This is a genomic window from Novosphingobium sp. 18050 (assembly GCF_902706195.1).
Taxonomy (GTDB): domain Bacteria; phylum Pseudomonadota; class Alphaproteobacteria; order Sphingomonadales; family Sphingomonadaceae; genus Novosphingobium.
On the sequence record NZ_CACSJO010000012.1, the window covers coordinates 110,817 to 124,912 of the forward strand.

The 14,096-nt window shown below is 65.1% G+C and carries 19 protein-coding genes; 8 read left to right on the top strand and 11 right to left on the bottom strand.

Translation table 11 applies throughout. The annotated features are described in order from the left end of the window. Nucleotides 1-3: 3 nt before the first annotated feature. The 3 genes from fliP to GVL61_RS13445 are packed head-to-tail and all read right to left on the bottom strand — an operon-like array spanning nucleotide 4 to nucleotide 1,486. Nucleotides 4-780 (bottom strand): flagellar type III secretion system pore protein FliP, encoded by a 777-nt coding sequence (fliP, locus tag GVL61_RS13435; RefSeq protein ID WP_235037682.1) that lies wholly within the window; start codon nucleotides 778-780, stop codon nucleotides 4-6. Beyond that, complete coding sequence (locus GVL61_RS13440) at nucleotides 773-1,249, bottom strand: flagellar biosynthetic protein FliO (RefSeq protein WP_159980850.1); 477 nt, start codon at nucleotides 1,247-1,249, stop codon at nucleotides 773-775. Before GVL61_RS13440 ends, fliP begins: the two co-directional genes overlap by 8 nt. Before the next feature lie 3 nt (nucleotides 1,250-1,252). Next, entirely contained in the window at nucleotides 1,253-1,486 is a 234-nt protein-coding gene (locus GVL61_RS13445; protein WP_159980852.1) for a FliM/FliN family flagellar motor switch protein, read from the bottom strand. Between the two features lie 131 nt (nucleotides 1,487-1,617). Here GVL61_RS13445 and flgC point away from each other — a divergent pair, with 131 nt between their 5' ends. Genes flgC through flhB form a run of 5 tightly spaced genes read left to right on the top strand, consistent with a single transcriptional unit; the run spans nucleotide 1,618 to nucleotide 4,649 of the window. Next, nucleotides 1,618-2,028: a flagellar basal body rod protein FlgC gene (gene flgC / locus GVL61_RS13450; protein ID WP_059152733.1), complete on the top strand. Its 411-nt coding sequence runs from the start codon at nucleotides 1,618-1,620 to the stop codon at nucleotides 2,026-2,028. Nucleotides 2,029-2,040: 12 nt separating this feature from the next. Beyond that, on the top strand, nucleotides 2,041-2,475 hold the full coding sequence (locus GVL61_RS13455) for a flagellar hook-basal body complex protein FliE (protein WP_235037683.1): 435 nt from the start codon (nucleotides 2,041-2,043) through the stop codon (nucleotides 2,473-2,475). A gap of 51 nt (nucleotides 2,476-2,526) precedes the next feature. Continuing rightward, nucleotides 2,527-2,790 carry a flagellar biosynthetic protein FliQ gene (locus GVL61_RS13460; RefSeq protein WP_159980854.1) on the top strand — a complete coding sequence of 88 codons (264 nt, stop codon included), beginning with the start codon at nucleotides 2,527-2,529 and terminating at the stop codon, nucleotides 2,788-2,790. Nucleotides 2,791-2,794: 4 nt separating this feature from the next. Then, nucleotides 2,795-3,574, top strand: a complete 780-nt coding sequence (fliR, locus tag GVL61_RS13465) for a flagellar biosynthetic protein FliR (RefSeq protein WP_159980856.1) — start codon at nucleotides 2,795-2,797, stop codon at nucleotides 3,572-3,574. A 1-nt stretch (nucleotide 3,575) separates the two neighbouring features. Beyond that, nucleotides 3,576-4,649, top strand: a complete 1,074-nt coding sequence (gene flhB, locus GVL61_RS13470; protein ID WP_159980858.1) for a flagellar biosynthesis protein FlhB — start codon at nucleotides 3,576-3,578, stop codon at nucleotides 4,647-4,649. A 29-nt stretch (nucleotides 4,650-4,678) separates the two neighbouring features. On the opposite strand, the gene GVL61_RS13475 is transcribed toward flhB, so the two are convergent. Beyond that, nucleotides 4,679-5,065 carry a hypothetical protein gene (locus GVL61_RS13475; RefSeq protein ID WP_159980860.1) on the bottom strand — a complete coding sequence of 129 codons (387 nt, stop codon included), beginning with the start codon at nucleotides 5,063-5,065 and terminating at the stop codon, nucleotides 4,679-4,681. A gap of 244 nt (nucleotides 5,066-5,309) precedes the next feature. On the opposite strand from GVL61_RS13475, the gene GVL61_RS13480 reads away from it, so the two are divergent. The 3 genes from GVL61_RS13480 to GVL61_RS13490 are packed head-to-tail and all read left to right on the top strand — an operon-like array spanning nucleotide 5,310 to nucleotide 7,159. Next, nucleotides 5,310-6,422, top strand: a complete 1,113-nt coding sequence (locus tag GVL61_RS13480) for a flagellar basal body P-ring protein FlgI (protein ID WP_159980941.1) — start codon at nucleotides 5,310-5,312, stop codon at nucleotides 6,420-6,422. A 1-nt stretch (nucleotide 6,423) separates the two neighbouring features. After that, nucleotides 6,424-6,747: a rod-binding protein gene (locus tag GVL61_RS13485; RefSeq protein WP_159980862.1), complete on the top strand. Its 324-nt coding sequence runs from the start codon at nucleotides 6,424-6,426 to the stop codon at nucleotides 6,745-6,747. After that, a complete protein-coding gene (locus tag GVL61_RS13490) occupies nucleotides 6,737-7,159 on the top strand; it encodes a flagellar biosynthesis protein FlgN (protein ID WP_159980864.1) in 423 nt (140 codons plus the stop codon). Before GVL61_RS13485 ends, GVL61_RS13490 begins: the two co-directional genes overlap by 11 nt. Before the next feature lie 57 nt (nucleotides 7,160-7,216). On the opposite strand, the gene GVL61_RS13495 is transcribed toward GVL61_RS13490, so the two are convergent. The 7 genes from GVL61_RS13495 to GVL61_RS13525 all read right to left on the bottom strand — a co-directional run bounded on the left by GVL61_RS13495 (nucleotide 7,217) and on the right by GVL61_RS13525 (nucleotide 14,067). Beyond that, the gene (locus tag GVL61_RS13495) at nucleotides 7,217-7,678 is read right to left on the bottom strand and encodes a hypothetical protein (protein WP_159980866.1); all 462 of its coding nucleotides are present in this window, start codon (nucleotides 7,676-7,678) and stop codon (nucleotides 7,217-7,219) included. Further along, on the bottom strand, nucleotides 7,650-8,096 hold the full coding sequence (locus tag GVL61_RS13500; RefSeq protein WP_159980868.1) for a hypothetical protein: 447 nt from the start codon (nucleotides 8,094-8,096) through the stop codon (nucleotides 7,650-7,652). Before GVL61_RS13500 ends, GVL61_RS13495 begins: the two co-directional genes overlap by 29 nt. 58 nt (nucleotides 8,097-8,154) lie before the next feature. Then, entirely contained in the window at nucleotides 8,155-8,493 is a 339-nt protein-coding gene (locus tag GVL61_RS13505) for a hypothetical protein (protein WP_159980870.1), read from the bottom strand. 49 nt (nucleotides 8,494-8,542) lie between these two features. After that, nucleotides 8,543-9,052, bottom strand: coding sequence for a helix-turn-helix transcriptional regulator (locus GVL61_RS13510; RefSeq protein WP_159980872.1), 510 nt, complete (start codon nucleotides 9,050-9,052; stop codon nucleotides 8,543-8,545). A gap of 261 nt (nucleotides 9,053-9,313) precedes the next feature. Beyond that, nucleotides 9,314-10,408, bottom strand: coding sequence for a helix-turn-helix transcriptional regulator (locus tag GVL61_RS13515; RefSeq protein WP_235037684.1), 1,095 nt, complete (start codon nucleotides 10,406-10,408; stop codon nucleotides 9,314-9,316). A 501-nt stretch (nucleotides 10,409-10,909) separates the two neighbouring features. Next, complete coding sequence (locus tag GVL61_RS13520; protein WP_159980876.1) at nucleotides 10,910-11,338, bottom strand: flagellar basal body protein; 429 nt, start codon at nucleotides 11,336-11,338, stop codon at nucleotides 10,910-10,912. A gap of 23 nt (nucleotides 11,339-11,361) precedes the next feature. After that, complete coding sequence (locus GVL61_RS13525; RefSeq protein ID WP_159980878.1) at nucleotides 11,362-14,067, bottom strand: hypothetical protein; 2,706 nt, start codon at nucleotides 14,065-14,067, stop codon at nucleotides 11,362-11,364. Between the last annotated feature and the right edge of the window lie 29 nt (nucleotides 14,068-14,096).

A 14,096-nucleotide genomic window follows, 5' to 3' on the forward strand; every position in this document is an offset into this window, starting at 1 on the left:
CGTTTAACCCGGCCCGCCGAAACTCTTCACCAGCGAACCTGCGACCAGCGCCCACCCGTCCACCAGCACGAAGAAAATGATCTTCATCGGCAGCGATATCGTCGCCGGAGGGAGCATCATCATGCCCATCGCCATCAGCACGGCGGCCACGGCAAGGTCGATCACCAGGAACGGCAGCAGCAACAGGAAACCAATCTCGAAAGCGCGGCGCAGTTCCGAGATCATGAAGGCAGGCATCAGCGTCGTCATCGGTAGCTCCGCACGGGTCCGCGGGGTCTTGCCGGAGAGACGCACGAACAGCTTCACGTCGTCCTCGCGCACTTGCCTGAGCATGAAGGAGTGGAACGGCCGGCTTGCCCGTTCGAGCGCCTGCGTCTCGTTGATGGTGCCGGCGTTGTAAGGCTCCATGCCCTGCTTCCATGCGGCGTCGAAGGTCGGCGCCATGACGAAGAAACTCAGGAACAGCGCCAGGCTGATAACGATCGGGTTCGGCGGCACACCCTGCACGCCCAGCCCTGAACGCAGCAGCGAAAGCGCGACAACGATCCGCGTGAACGAGGTGATCGTCATCAGGATGCCGGGCGCGAGGCTGAGCACCGTCATGATCATGACGAGCTGGAGCACCCGGTTCGTCATGCCGCCGCCCCCGCCCGCAAGCGCCGCCGCGGCCTGTGCCAATGCGGCCTCGGGCAGGGCGAGGAGCAGCGCGGCCCCGGCAAGCGCGGCGCAGCGCTTCACGCTCCAGACCGGGCGGAATTTGCAGGCAATGGCTTCAGGCATCAGGGGTAATCTCGGGGCTGCGCAGGACGCGATTCAGGGAGGCGCCGACTATCCGGCCGAAACTGGTCGGCGCAGGATCGGGTAGGTCGCTTTCCTTGAACCCGACTTCGGGCAGAGTGGAAATTTTGGACATGAAGGACGCATCCTCCGCCTTCGGAGCCGCAACGGCAGGCGCCTCCGGGGCGCGGCAGGTGTCCAGCACCACGACGCCTTCCGGGCCGATCACCAGGCTGAATTCGGTATCATCGCGGCGCAGCAGGATGACCGAGCGCCGCTGGTCGATCGCCAGCCTCTCGACCACCTTGAGACGGCGCTCAGGCCCGGCGTTGCCGAACTTTTCCAGCCACTTGCCAAGGCCCTTGCCGTCCACCGTCAGGTCGAACCGACGCACCGCCCACAGTGCGCCCCAAAGCGCCCCCAGAACGACGCCAAGCGCGCCTAGCGTGCGCAGGAGCGACCATGCGTCCACGCCTCAGCGTTCCCGCTCGACGACGTGGGTGATCTCCAGCGACATCGACTCGCCATTGACGAGGATACGGCCCTCGGCGACGAGGCGGTCGTTGACGTAGACGCGCGTCGGATCGTCCTGCCCGCAGTCGAGCGGGATCATCGCGCCGCGGCTCATCTTGAGGACCTGACGGATCGGGATGCTCGTCGATCCGAGCACGATCTGCAGGTCGATGGGAATGCCTTCGAGGACGGACACAGCGCGTCTCCTTTCATGGCGGATTATAGGAAATAAATTATAGGAGCGATCCGCCACTAGGAAAAAATTGCCTATAAGGATGCGAGGGGCCCCGCCAAAGGTGGGCGGGCATTGCGGGCAGGAGCGCGTTCGTGGCGGAACTGGGCAATTCGATCGACGTCTCGGCATCGGGACTGCGGGCGCAGGCGCTGCGCATGCGCGTGATCGCCGAGAACCTTGCCAATTCGGACTCCGTGGCGAAAACGCCGGAAGGCGATCCCTATCGCCGCCGCGTCGCCACTTTCGCCGCCGAAGTCGACCGTGCCAGCGGAGCCACCCAAGTTTCGGTCAAGTCCATCGAGGCTGACAAAAGCGCCTTCGGACGCATCTACCAGCCCGGCAATCCGGCAGCGGACGGGCAAGGCTATGTCGAGCAGCCCAACGTCAATCCGCTGATCGAAGCGGCCGACATGAAGGCGGCCCAGCGCTCCTACGAGGCCAACCTCAACGCCATCGAATCCGCGCGCGGCATGACCATGCGCACCATCGATCTGCTGAAGTAAGGATAGACGGCGATGTCCATCGGAGCACTCGACGCTGCCTCGGCCTATGGCCGGGCGATGCGGGCAGCCTCGCCGCTTTCGGGCGGCACGCAAGGCGCAGCAGGACTGGGCGCCGGTTCGGCAACCGGAGGAAGCGCGGGCCTCTCCAGCATCGGGCCGGGCCTTGCACCGGGCATTTCCGGGGGGATTTCGGGCGGCCTTGGCGGCACGCTGGGCACCCAGACCGGCGGTAGCAGCTTCGGCGGCATGATCGAATCCATGGTCTCCGAAACCGCAGGCTCCCTGCGCGCGGCAGAGACCCAGAGCGTCAAGCAAATCGGCGGCAAGGGCGATCTCATCGACGTCGTCACCGCCATCGGCGCAGCGGAAACGGCGCTGGATACCGTGGTTGCCGTGCGTGACCGGGTTGTCTCTGCCTATTCCGACATCATGCGGATGCAGATCTAGCATCATGTTCCCATTCCGCTTCGTCCTTGCGAACGAGAGCGCCGTCACGCCATGAATCCCGAACAGGCCATCGAACTGGCGCGCGCGGCGCTGATGCTGATGCTGACCATCACGGGGCCGATGCTGATCTCCGCGCTGATCGTCGGCGTCGTCATCGGCCTGGTCCAGGCGCTGACGCAAGTGCAGGAAATGACGCTGACTTTCGTGCCCAAGCTACTGGTGCTGGGCGTGGTCATGCTGATCAGCCTGCCGATGATCGGCCATGCGCTGGGCGCCTTCATGGACCGCATCGCCGACGTCATCGTCTCGGGCTGAGACCGTGGACGCGCTCGACCTGGCTACGCTGCTCAGGCTGCCGATCGATACGGCGACCTTCCTGATCCTGTTCTGCCGGGTCGGCGCGGTGCTCATGCTGCTGCCGGCCTTCTCCGAGGAATCCGTGCCTCCGCAGATCCGGCTGGTGATGGCGCTGGCCTTCACCTTCGGGATGTACGGAATGCTGGAAGGCCGCGTGGCCCCGGCGGTGAAATCGGACATCTCGCTGCCCCTTCTGGTGATGGGCGAGGTCATGGTGGGCCTTGCCATGGGCATGGTGGTGCGCATCATGTTCAGCGCGGCCGCCATCGCGGGCGCCATCGCCGCGCAGCAGGTCGGACTGTCTTCGGCGCTGGTGAACGATCCGGCAATGGGCGGGCAGGCACCTCTGCTCTCGCGCCTGATCGGGCTGGCCGCAGTGGTGGTGTGCATGGGCACTGGAGTCCATCACTTGTGGATTTCCGCGATCTTCGGCTCCTACGCGACTTTCCCGGTGGGCGGGATGCCGCCGGCAGCGGATTTCGCGCACCTCGCCGTCTCGGTGATGGGACAGACGCTGGCGCTGGGGCTGAGCCTTTGCGCGCCGCTGATCCTTTACGGGATGCTGTTCAACCTTGGGCTGGGGCTGGCAGCGCGGGTAGCGCCTTCGATCCAGGTGTTCTTCATCTCCCAGCCGCTCAACCTGCTGCTGGGCCTGTCGGTGCTGGCGATGTCGATCGGAGCGATGCTGACCGCCTTTGCCGCCGCGATGGCCACGTTCATGCAGGACGGGTGGAAGCTGTAGGATGGCCGACGAAGCCGACAAGGACCAGCGGACTCACGAACCTACCGCCAAAAAGCTGGAGGACGCCCGCAAGCGCGGCGAAACCGCGATGGCGCCGGAGATGCGCCATGCCACGATGATGGCGGGCGCGCTGGCGGTGACCGGGTGGCTGGGCCTCTCGGCGATACAGCGGCTGGGCACCATGCTCAAGCGCCTCTGGGGCAGCGCAGATGACTATCCGCTCGACCCGGACGGCGCGCAGAACCTTGTCACCGGGGTCATGTGGCACACGGGTTTGTCGCTGCTGCCGATCTTTGCGGTGCTGCTCGCCACTGCCATCGCCACCGTGTTCCTGCAGGGCCGTGCCACGCTGAGCTGGTCGCGGGTGGCGCCCAAGTGGTCCAAGCTATCTCCCGCCAGCGGGGCCCAGCGCCTGTTCGGCACCCGCGCGCTGGTGGAATTCGCCAAGACCCTGGCCAAGATCAGCGCCATCGGCCTTGTCGTGTGGATGGTGCTGGCGCCCCGTCTCGAAGGGGTGGACGGGCTGGTCGGCCGGGCACCCGGCGCGATCGGCGCGGCGGCGGCGGGGCTGGCGTTCGAGGCGCTGCGCGCGGTCGTGCTGCTGGTTGCCGCGTTGGCGCTGTTCGACTTCATCTACCAGCGCCGCGCCTTCCTGAAACGGATGCGCATGACGCTGCAGGAAGTGAAGGACGAGCACAAGCAGGCTGACGGCGACCCCAAGATCAAGGCCAAGATCCGCCAGATCCAGATGCAGCGGGCCAGCAGGCGGATGATGTCGGCCGTGCCCGGCGCCAGCGTGATCGTCACCAATCCCACGCACTATGCCGTCGCGCTGAAGTACGAGCACGGCGTCACCGCCGCGCCGACGGTGGTGGCCAAGGGCGTCGACGCGGTCGCCTTGCGCATCCGCGAAGTCGGCGCCGAGGCGAACGTGCCGATCTTCGAAAGCCCCCCGCTGGCCCGCGCGCTGTTCGCGGCGGTGGAAATCGACCACCCGATCCCCATCGAACACTACGCGGCCGTGGCCGAGATCATCGGCTATGTGATGCGCCTCGCCCGCGAGAAGAAGAAGTAACGGCGCGGGCCCCTGCCCGGATGCCTGCGCTAATGGTGGACGGCCTTGTGCTGCAAGGAGGCGGCGACTTCTTCCGCCGGAGCGGCTTCGCCCTGATCCTGGCTTTCATCAGCAGCCATGTCGCCGTTTCCGTAGCACCACTTCATCAGGCGAGTGAAAGACGGGCTGCCGGCAAAGGCCACCTCACCGCCGCCGTAGAAGAAGGTTTCGGTTCCGGTGAACGGCCCCCGATCGTTCACCGCCTTCACCCTCCCGTGGTAAATCTTCCTGTCGCCGGAGCACTGTTCGACGGATTCGAATTCCGCTGAAGCGCCTTCGACGAGGTTCCTCTTCACGGCCTCCTCGACCTCGTTCTTGCACCCGCTCAAGGCGGCTGCCGCTCCCAGCAGCAGTGCTGCAATATGCACGGATTTCATGCTATACCCCTAGGGCTGCCCCGCCCCGGATAGTGTGTTTAACTATTTGAGGTCCGGCAATAATCAGGATCAACGTCCGAAAGCAGGGAGGTGGAATTGCCCCACTTGCGCGCATTGCATTTGTCCCCATGCTAGAGCGCCAAAACCTGCCGGGCAGGGGTTAGCCATCCATAAAGTTCTGCGCGGCGATAAAACCGCATGGCCTGCGCCCGGTCCGCGTCCGATTCGTCCTATAATGACCACGATGCCCAGGCTTTCGCTCTCGATGCTTCTTGCCGCCTTCGCGGTATGGCTGCTCATGCCGGCGAACGCGCTCGCCGGGCCGCAGCCGCGCATCAAGGATATCGTTGACGTCGAAAACGTGCGGACCAACCAACTGGTCGGCTATGGCCTCGTGGTGGGCCTGCAGGGCACCGGCGATCGTATCCGCAACGTCCCCTTCACCGAAGAAACGCTGCAGGCCATGCTGGAGCGCATGGGCGTGAACATTCGCGGCACCCAGATGCTCACCCAGAACGTCGCAGCGGTGACGGTGACGGCGACGATGCCGCCCTTCGCGCGCTCCGGCTCGACGGTCGACGTGCAGGTTTCCGCCTTGGGCGACGCCACCAGCCTTCAGGGCGGCATCCTGCTCGTCTCCTCGCTGCGCGCGCTCGACGGAGAGATCTACGCTGTGGCGCAGGGGCCTGTCGCGGTGTCGGGCTTCAAGGCGCAGGGCGCGGCGGCCAAGCTGAGCCGCGGCGTGATGACCACGGCCCGCATCGCTGGCGGCGCCATCATCGAGCGCGAGGTCGCCTACGACCTGCGCTCCGCCCACAGCCTGAAGCTGGCTCTGAAGAACCCCGATTTCACCACCGCCCGCCAGATCGCCGCTACCATCAACCGCGAGGCGCCCGGCTCGGCCGAAGTGCTCGACCCCGGCACCGTGGAACTGCGGCCTTATGGGAGCGGCTCGATCATCGACCTCGTCACCCGGATCGAGAACCTGCCGGTCCAGGTCGACCAGCCCGCGCGCATCGTCATCAACGAGGCGGCGGGCACCGTGGTCATGGGCGCGGACGTGCGGGTCAGCCCGGTCGCCATCGCGCAGGGCGGGCTGACGATCAGCGTCACCGAAACGCCGATGGTCTCGCAGCCCGGACCGCTTTCGGGCGGACAGACCGCCGTGGTCCCGCGCACCACCATCCAGGCCGACGACGGCAGCGGCGCCTCGCTCGCGGTGCTGAACAGCGGCACCTCGCTGCAGACGCTGGTGGCGGGCCTCAATTCGCTGGGCGTCAGCCCACGCGACCTCATTACCATCTTGCAGGCCCTGCGCACGGCAGGCGCGCTGCAGGCCGAAATAGCGGTGCAGTGACATGACCGATCCCGTCGTTTCTCCGCCGGCCGCGCCGGTCAGGCCCCGGCCCCAGGTCGTCACCCCGGACCGCAGCCCCGCAGGCGTCGCGCGGCAGTTCGAGGGCGTGTTCGCAGGGCAGATCACCAAGATCATGATGGAAACGGTGGACCAGGGCGACGAATTCTCCGGCGGTCACGGCGAGGAGATGTTTCGCGGCATCCTGGCCGAGCAGATCGGCAACCAGATCGCGCAAGGCAAGGGCCTGGGCATAGCCTCGGCTGTGGAAGCGCAGATCATCCGCCTGCAGGGAGGCCAGAATGCCGGAGCAGCCGATGGCAAGTGACGTGATCGAGATCATGACCTCGCTCTCTGCGGTCATGCGTGAGGAAACCGCGCGGCTGAACGCGCACGAGCGGGTGCTGGATCTTGCCGAGCTGGCAAGCGCCAAGGCGCGCCTCGTCGGTGCGCTGGAGGAGCGACTGGCCCGCCTGGGCCGACAGGAGCCCAGTTGGTCGGCGCAGATGGACGATGCTACGCGCGAACGGTTTGCCGATGCACTGGGCGAACTGCGCGCAGCCTCGATGGTCAACGCCGCACTGCTGGAACGACAGATCGAACTGTCTGCCGACATGATGTCTGCGATCTCCGCCGAGGCGAAGCGGCTCACCGGCAACCGCGCCTATGCCTATGGCGCCAGCGGCAACCTTGCCCGCACAGACCTGACGACGCCGATCTCGCTCAACGGCGAATTCTAGGACGCGACCCGAAGCGCACAACCGCCACGCGGCGGTGCGCCGCCCTGAAAACGCGCCTCAGGACGGGCTACGACCGGGCAGTGTACGAAGCGCCGACACGATGGAACCTGCCGTGACATCAACCTGTCTGCGCGCTTCGTGGTGCATCAGCGCCAGCCATTCGCTGATGACGTTAATGCCCTGCTGCGTCAGTACCAGGTAGACACGGCGCTCGTCCGAGCTGTCTTTGATATGTGCCACCAGGCCCTTTTTGGAGAGCTTCGAAACATGGTCGATGGCCGTCGTCGTCGGATAGGTGGAAGCAGCGCAGGCGCGTGACACGGTGGTGCTGCCGCGCCCCTGGTTACGATAGAGGTCCAGCAGCATCAGCCAGCCGCATTCCTCCACTTCCGGCGCGACCCGGCGTCTGACGGCTATGGCGTCCAGGTATACCTGGACGTTGTCGATCTCGCATTCGATCCGGGCGTGATCACCCAGAGCCGTCTGCAGTTCATCTTTCAATTCTTCGATCTTCAGCACTGCGCAGCTCCTGCGAAGAGGACTGTCGCAGGTCCAGGATCGGACCCACGCACAGCACGATAAGTTCCGGTATGCTCCAGATGCCCGAAATCGCCTTGAACAGCAGCGGCGAGTTCGGCACGAACTGCCAGGCAAGGAACGACAAGACACTGAGCATGTGGAAGGCGCAGATCCAGAGCGGCCAGTACCGGTCCGTCCTGACCGCCACATGCAGCAGGCCGCCGAGCAGGATGAGGTCGACGATGATCGTCGCATCCGGCAGCGTGACCAGTTTCTTCAGTGTCGTGGCGCCGAAGTACGTCGCCAGCGCGGCGATGAGAAACATCAGGCATATCTTGCGCCCTTCCGACCCGCCCCAAACGAGCGCGGGCACGCAAGCGGCGATCATCAGAAAGGAAAAGGCGAAGTTGAGAAGCATGGCCTTGAGTTTAACCTTTGAGAGCCTCCGTCAAGGTCACCTTTCCAACGGGATCGGATCAGGCGCGTGCCATCTCGACTGACTTCAGCACGCCGTTGGGGCTGTCGTCGCCCAGGCAACCCCAGTCGGTCTCGCAGTGCTGCGACTCGCCTTTGATGACGGCGAGCTTGCGGTGCATCTGCACCATGTCCTTGCGGCTTTCGACGAGCTTGGAGAAGCTTGCTGCGGTCGAATCAAGTGCGCCCTGCAGGCGGGCGGGCAGGACCGACGAGGCGGCGTTGGCTTCCATGATCGTGGCCGCAAGACGCGCCACGTCGAACAGTGCGGTGTCTACGCTTTTGAACATGCACGAAATATCTGCAGCGACGGCACGGCCGCCAGCATCCGAAAGGCGCATAATACTTCTCCGTTGCGTGAAGCACGCTGAGGTAGCTCTGTGATGGAGTTCACCTGCCGAGCAGGTTGAGGATGCCGATCATGATCGTGACGATGGCTGCGAGCACCGCAATGGCAACAAGTCCGATCTGACCCATCGCCATTATGCGTTGCACCAGCGTCAGATCATGACGAGGCCCCCCGACCGGAGGAAGTCTCAACTGCGAGGGGAGCACCGTCCGCGGTGTGGACGATTGCGCCTGATCCTCGCCGAATGTTGCGATTTGCTCCGGCTGACCTGCTTGTGCACCGGGACGAGCGGCCGGGTCGAGGCCTTGCGAGGTACTAGGTAGCCGCTCCCTATGCGTTGAAATATCTAGGAAAATCCTGGCGGCATCGGCGCGGCTCGAAACGCCCAGCTTCATCAGTAGGTCGGCGACGTGATTGTCGATCGTCTTGTACGAAAGACCTAGGCGCACGCCGATCTCCTTGGACGACAGGTGCCGCGCCACGAGTGACAAAACCTCATACTGCCTAGCCGAGAGCTTCTGCCGAAGCTCGGCCTCACTCCATTCCTGCATCGTGCGACCCTTGCACCCTGCCCAAGGGCAGTTCTTCGCGTCCGAACCTCGGCTGAATATCAAAAGTTAACGATTTGCAATAATTAACATTATTCAGTGACGGATATAGTTCGGCGACCCGCAGGCATACCCGGATCGGCGCCGCCAAAATCAGCCCCATCCGGCGGCGAGGCGCCCGGCTGCGGCCATCATTGGTGAAAAGAAGGTGGCGGCGTTTTCGCAACCTGCCCCCGTCCCTGCCGAAGGCGGCGACCGGAGTTGCTACTCGAAGACGGCTGACAGTACGGCGGCGACAGTGGACGGGTCCAGTGCGTCGATGGCGACTTCGAGGTCCGGGCTCATGCTATAGCCCTGCATCCTGCCATGCCGGTCCGCGGCGACCGAGAGGACGCGCAGACCGCCCTCCTCGCGGATCACTGCCAGACCGCCGGTCGCGGGATAACGGTCGGGGTCGACCACAAGGGTCGCGCGGCCGGGCAGGCCGGCGCCCAGCGTGGGACGGCTCAGGCGCAGGCCGTAGGCGCGCGGGCCAGCGCCGCGCGGGGCCTCGACGACGGCGCCGGTGGGTGTCTGGGCAATCAGGCCCTCGGGCAGCGCGGTGCCGAAAACGGGGAGCAGCCGGATTCGCGCGGTGCCCGCTTCGGTCTCGGCGGGTTCCTCGGCAGCGGTTTCGGCGAGCGGGGCAGCCTTTTCCGGGATCGGCGCGGCGCTGGCAGGGACTGCCAGTTCCTCACGCAGGGCGGCGATGCGGGCGCGCGACTTGGCGAGCCGGATTTCGGGGTTGGCGACCAGCGGCAGCACCGGATCAAGGTCGCCGCGCGCGTGCATCGCTTCCACCTGGGCAACAAGCGCCGCATCGCTGGCCGCACCGAACAGGCGGCGCAGGGCGGCGCGCACATCCTCGTTCCAGCGGTCGAGCGGCTTCAAGGCGTTTTCGATGCGCGAGAGTACGACCGGGGCGATGCCGTAATCCTGTTCCAGCACGGCGATCGTCAGCGCCGCATCACCGCCGCGCCGCGCGCGCAGGGCAGCGGCAAGCAGAACCGCGCCGAGTTCACCCTCTGCATCGGCAGGAGCGGCGCCGTGGAGCGGTTCGGCCCATGCAGCGATATCGAAAGCGGGGTCGTCCACGTCGACCAGAAGGTCGTCCGGCTCGACGCCGAGCGCTTTGCCGAGAGCGCGCAGTTCGTCGGCGCGGGCGAAGATCTCTCCGCGTTCGATCTTGGACAGGCGGATATAGGTGATCGTCGGAAGCCGCTCCGACAGTTCGAGCAGCGAACCGATATTGAGTTGCTTGCGGAACTTGCGAATACGGTTCGGGAAGACCAGAGTACGATAACAATCGATTTCAGTCACGACCGTGCCCGTTACTTTTTCCTGTGCCGGTTGCTGCCATAACCTTGGCGATTTCTCGCTCATCGTGTTTCTTGTCCGTTCGTGGGGTGGGCAGGCTTTTTCATGCCTGTCCTGTGCGGTCAATGTGGCCAACCGGGGCCGTTCCGAATCGGGTCTTTTTCACTGCCATGCCCCGCGATCCTGATAACTTGGCGGTGTGGCCGCTATCCTGCTTCGATCTCCTTAAAATTACGGATATTTTACGCAAAATTGGTGCGCAATCCGCAAAAAGGGCGCTTGGACACGCAAAATGCCGGAAATCAGCGGTTTCGAACACGGGCACCGCCACACCGGATGGGCAGTCTGCACCTCCGAAATGGATGCAAAATTGTGGATCACAGGCTCGCCCTCGTCGCGCCCCCGCATTTTTCGAGGATCAATCCTTTAAACTCGCACGCCCGATTGCGGTTCCCACGGCCGCCTTTCCAGGAGCGACTCGGTGCAGCGGGAACGCTCCTGCCTTTAGCCCTTGCCGATCGCCGTCTTCATCAGGCCGATCTGCTTGCGGTAGAGGTTCGTCATCGCGGCATAGTCGGACTGCACCTGCCCCAACGAAAGGAGCTGGTCTTCCAGCGTCACGTTGTTGCCGTCGGGCTTGGTTTCGCTTGTCTCGCTGTCCAGGATGACGCGGCCGCCAGCCTGCGGGGGCCTGGCGCCAAGGGCAGCCATACCGCCCGACAGTTCGACACGCGGCCGCGCGACGCGCGGCGTGCCGCCGACGCCCGCCTGGCTTTCCACCAGTGCGGAAAAGTCCGGCGCCTCGACGGTACGGGCCTTGTAGCCGGCGGTCTCGCTGTTGGCGATGTTCTCCGAGATCACGCGCTGGTGCTCGGCCATGGCTTTCATCGCGCGGCCCATGCCGTCGAAGATGGGGGGGAGGGAAGAGGACATGGCGTTCCTTTACGAACCGGCGATCACGAGCCGGTCAGCCGCGAAAGCGCGGCCTGGTAATTTGCGAGCTGGGCCTTCTGATAGGCGGAACCGCCGCCGGTGGGCAGCACTCCGTTCACCAGCGAGGCCTTGGTGGTATCCCAATAAAGCGAGCGATAGGCCGACTGCGTCATCGAAACCGCCGACTTGATCTTCGACAGCGCCGTTGCCGCCGTCTTGGCATCGAGCAAGGTCAGCGCATCGCTCAGGCCCAGGTTGTAGCGCCCGCCCGGCGTGACCTTGGGATCGGTCTTCGCGGTGATCTTGGGCGGCACGAGACGTACCGGATCGAGGCCCAGCTTGCCCAGCGCATCGCGCCCGTCCGCACCGGCGACGAGTTCCAGCGTATGGCCGGACATAACCTCGATCTTCAGGCTGGAGCGGCCATCGGTGAACGGGGTGGTGATCTTGGCATCGGTGCCGGTGATCCGGCGAATCTTCTGCGCGAGGGTCACCATGGTCTCGCCGTCCTCGATGGTGACGGTGCGGACGGTCGCGCCATCGACGCTGATCTTGAAACTGTCGCCGACGCGCAAGCTGGTCTCGTCCACGAGATCGCCGGTGGTCTGCTGGTTAAGCAGGCCGCGGTGAAGTCCCAGCGCGCCCAGCGCGGTTGCCCCGCCGGCCACGGCGGTCAGGCGCACCGGCTCGACCGAGGAACTCAGCCGGCCCCACTGCGACACGGTCTGCACCGATCCGTCGGCCGCGTCGACGCGGGCCACGAAGCCGTCGACCTTCCCGACCTTGCCACCGTTTAGGGTACCTGCCGTGCGCCCGCCCACATAGAGAGCGCCATTTAGGAAGGCGACGCTGTCGGCCTGGTCGCTATCGGCCGTGCCGATGTAGCTGGTACCGGCAACGGTCAGGTCGGAGCCGATCAGGGTGACGAAGGCGTCCTGCCCGCCGCTGGGGGCATTGACCTGCGGACCGTTCAGCGCTGCCCCGGTCGCACCGACGACCGCGATCTGGCCGGTTTCCGAAACCGCGATAGCCCGCGCCGAGGCGTTGCCCAGAGCGACGGAGCCAAGGTCCTGCGTCAGCGATCCGGCCGCGATCCGGCGCAGGGTGGCAACGCCGCTCTCGTTGGTGAGGGCCAGCAGGTTGCCGTCGTTGTCGATGGCCAGCGCGGAGATCGAATCCGACCCGCCGCTATCGATCGTGCGCCGCTCGGTCAGCTTGCCGCTGGCATCCAGCTTGACGATCACCGCATCGCCGCCCCCGCTGGAGGCGCGCCCTGCGACGTAGATCGAGCCGTCGTTGCCCACCGTCAGCGCCGAAGCGGTCTCGTTGCCGACCTGCCGGATCGCCGTGCTGGAAAGTTCCTCGCCCTTGGTATTGAAGCGGGTGACGACAAGGTCGGTCTGGGTATCGTCGCTGCCATTGAAGGCGCCGCTTACCGTTCCCGCGACGACGATCTCGCCATTGGGGGCGATGCCCACCGCCGCGCCCTTGGCGCTGCCGGCCGCGCCAAGGCTGCGCTGCCATACGACATTGCCTTCGCTGTCGACCTTGGTGAGGAACAGGTCGTCCTTGCCGTCAGTGATCTGCGCGCCAAGATCGCCGTCTGTGGTGCCGACGATGTAGCTGTAGCCCTGCGCGTCGGTGACGATGCCGTTTGCCGCCGTGTCGGCGAAGACGGTATAGTCCTTGCCCTCGACGTCGTCCTTGCTTGCGGCCGCCTTGGCGCGTGCAGTGGCGGCGGTGTCCACCGCGTTGATCTTGTTCAGCCGCTCCCAGGTGAGCGAACCTTCGAGGTCCTCTATACGGTAGATGTCGGCGCCCGTGGGGGAGGAAGGTCCCGTCACACCGCTGGCCACCATCAACGCATCGCCGGCGTCGACCTGATCAATCGATACCTGCTCGATCCCGGCAGGATTGAAGACGAGGCCCCATTTGCCATCTGCCTTCTCGACAGTGAAATTCGATTTCCAGTGGCTGGTCGCATTGCCATCGGCATCGAGTACCGGATTGCCCTGAGCGTCGAGCGCGGGCCGCGCACCGATCGCGGCGTTGATCGCAGCGGCGACCGAATCGAGCGTCGGCGGCTGGCTCGTTTGCCCCAGATCGACCTGGACGACCTCGCTGGCCCCACCTTTCGAAAGTGTGACCTGAAGAATTTCGCTACCGGAAAGTCCCTCGATCGTCGCTGCGCGGGTCTTGGAAACGCCGGTCCCGACCGTGGCGCTGGTGGAGTAGCGCGCCTCTACGCCGAGCGTCCGGGTGCTGCTTGTGGTGTTGCCGAACGCCAGCGTCAGCAGGTCCGTATCGGCCGATCCGAGGTAGGATTGCAGGTCCGCCATGCCCTTGGCAAAGGTCTTCTGCAGGGCCGCGCGCTCGGTGGCGGAGATCGTTTTCGAGGTTGCCGCGTCAGCAAGAATACGAAGATTTTCCAATGCTTTGTACGCAGTGAAAGCGGTCTGCACATCGGGCAGATCTTCCAGCGCGCTGTCGCCCTTGGCGTCGATGATCGTGGACAGGCGCTTGATCGCGGCGATCTGAGCGGCAGTGCTGCCGGTGGGCTCGGTCAGCCCCTGCCACGGCGGCGTGGTGGCAGGTGTGGTGAAGGCCTTCCTGGCTGCGACCACCGCCGGGCTGTCGGTCGAAGAGGCATTGCTGAGGTAGGAGGAATAAGCCGTGCTTCCGCCCAGGACGGACAATCCTATCAACCCGTTATTCAGACTTATCGTCAATTGTGCCTCCTGGGCCGGTTGCGCGGGTG

Coding starts and splice junctions, on each gene's coding strand:
- GVL61_RS13510 (WP_159980872.1), bottom strand. CDS start 9,052: ATGCAGGAATGGAGTGAGGCCGAGCTTCGGCAGAAGCTCTCGGCTAGG.
- GVL61_RS13460 (WP_159980854.1), top strand. CDS start 2,527: ATGAATCCCGAACAGGCCATCGAACTGGCGCGCGCGGCGCTGATGCTG.
- GVL61_RS13505 (WP_159980870.1), bottom strand. CDS start 8,493: ATGCGCCTTTCGGATGCTGGCGGCCGTGCCGTCGCTGCAGATATTTCG.
- GVL61_RS13480 (WP_159980941.1), top strand. CDS start 5,310: ATGCCCAGGCTTTCGCTCTCGATGCTTCTTGCCGCCTTCGCGGTATGG.
- GVL61_RS13455 (WP_235037683.1), top strand. CDS start 2,041: ATGTCCATCGGAGCACTCGACGCTGCCTCGGCCTATGGCCGGGCGATG.
- flhB (WP_159980858.1), top strand. CDS start 3,576: ATGGCCGACGAAGCCGACAAGGACCAGCGGACTCACGAACCTACCGCC.
- fliP (WP_235037682.1), bottom strand. CDS start 780: ATGCCTGAAGCCATTGCCTGCAAATTCCGCCCGGTCTGGAGCGTGAAG.
- GVL61_RS13490 (WP_159980864.1), top strand. CDS start 6,737: ATGGCAAGTGACGTGATCGAGATCATGACCTCGCTCTCTGCGGTCATG.
- GVL61_RS13475 (WP_159980860.1), bottom strand. CDS start 5,065: ATGAAATCCGTGCATATTGCAGCACTGCTGCTGGGAGCGGCAGCCGCC.
- GVL61_RS13520 (WP_159980876.1), bottom strand. CDS start 11,338: ATGTCCTCTTCCCTCCCCCCCATCTTCGACGGCATGGGCCGCGCGATG.
- GVL61_RS13500 (WP_159980868.1), bottom strand. CDS start 8,096: ATGCTTCTCAACTTCGCCTTTTCCTTTCTGATGATCGCCGCTTGCGTG.
- GVL61_RS13485 (WP_159980862.1), top strand. CDS start 6,424: ATGACCGATCCCGTCGTTTCTCCGCCGGCCGCGCCGGTCAGGCCCCGG.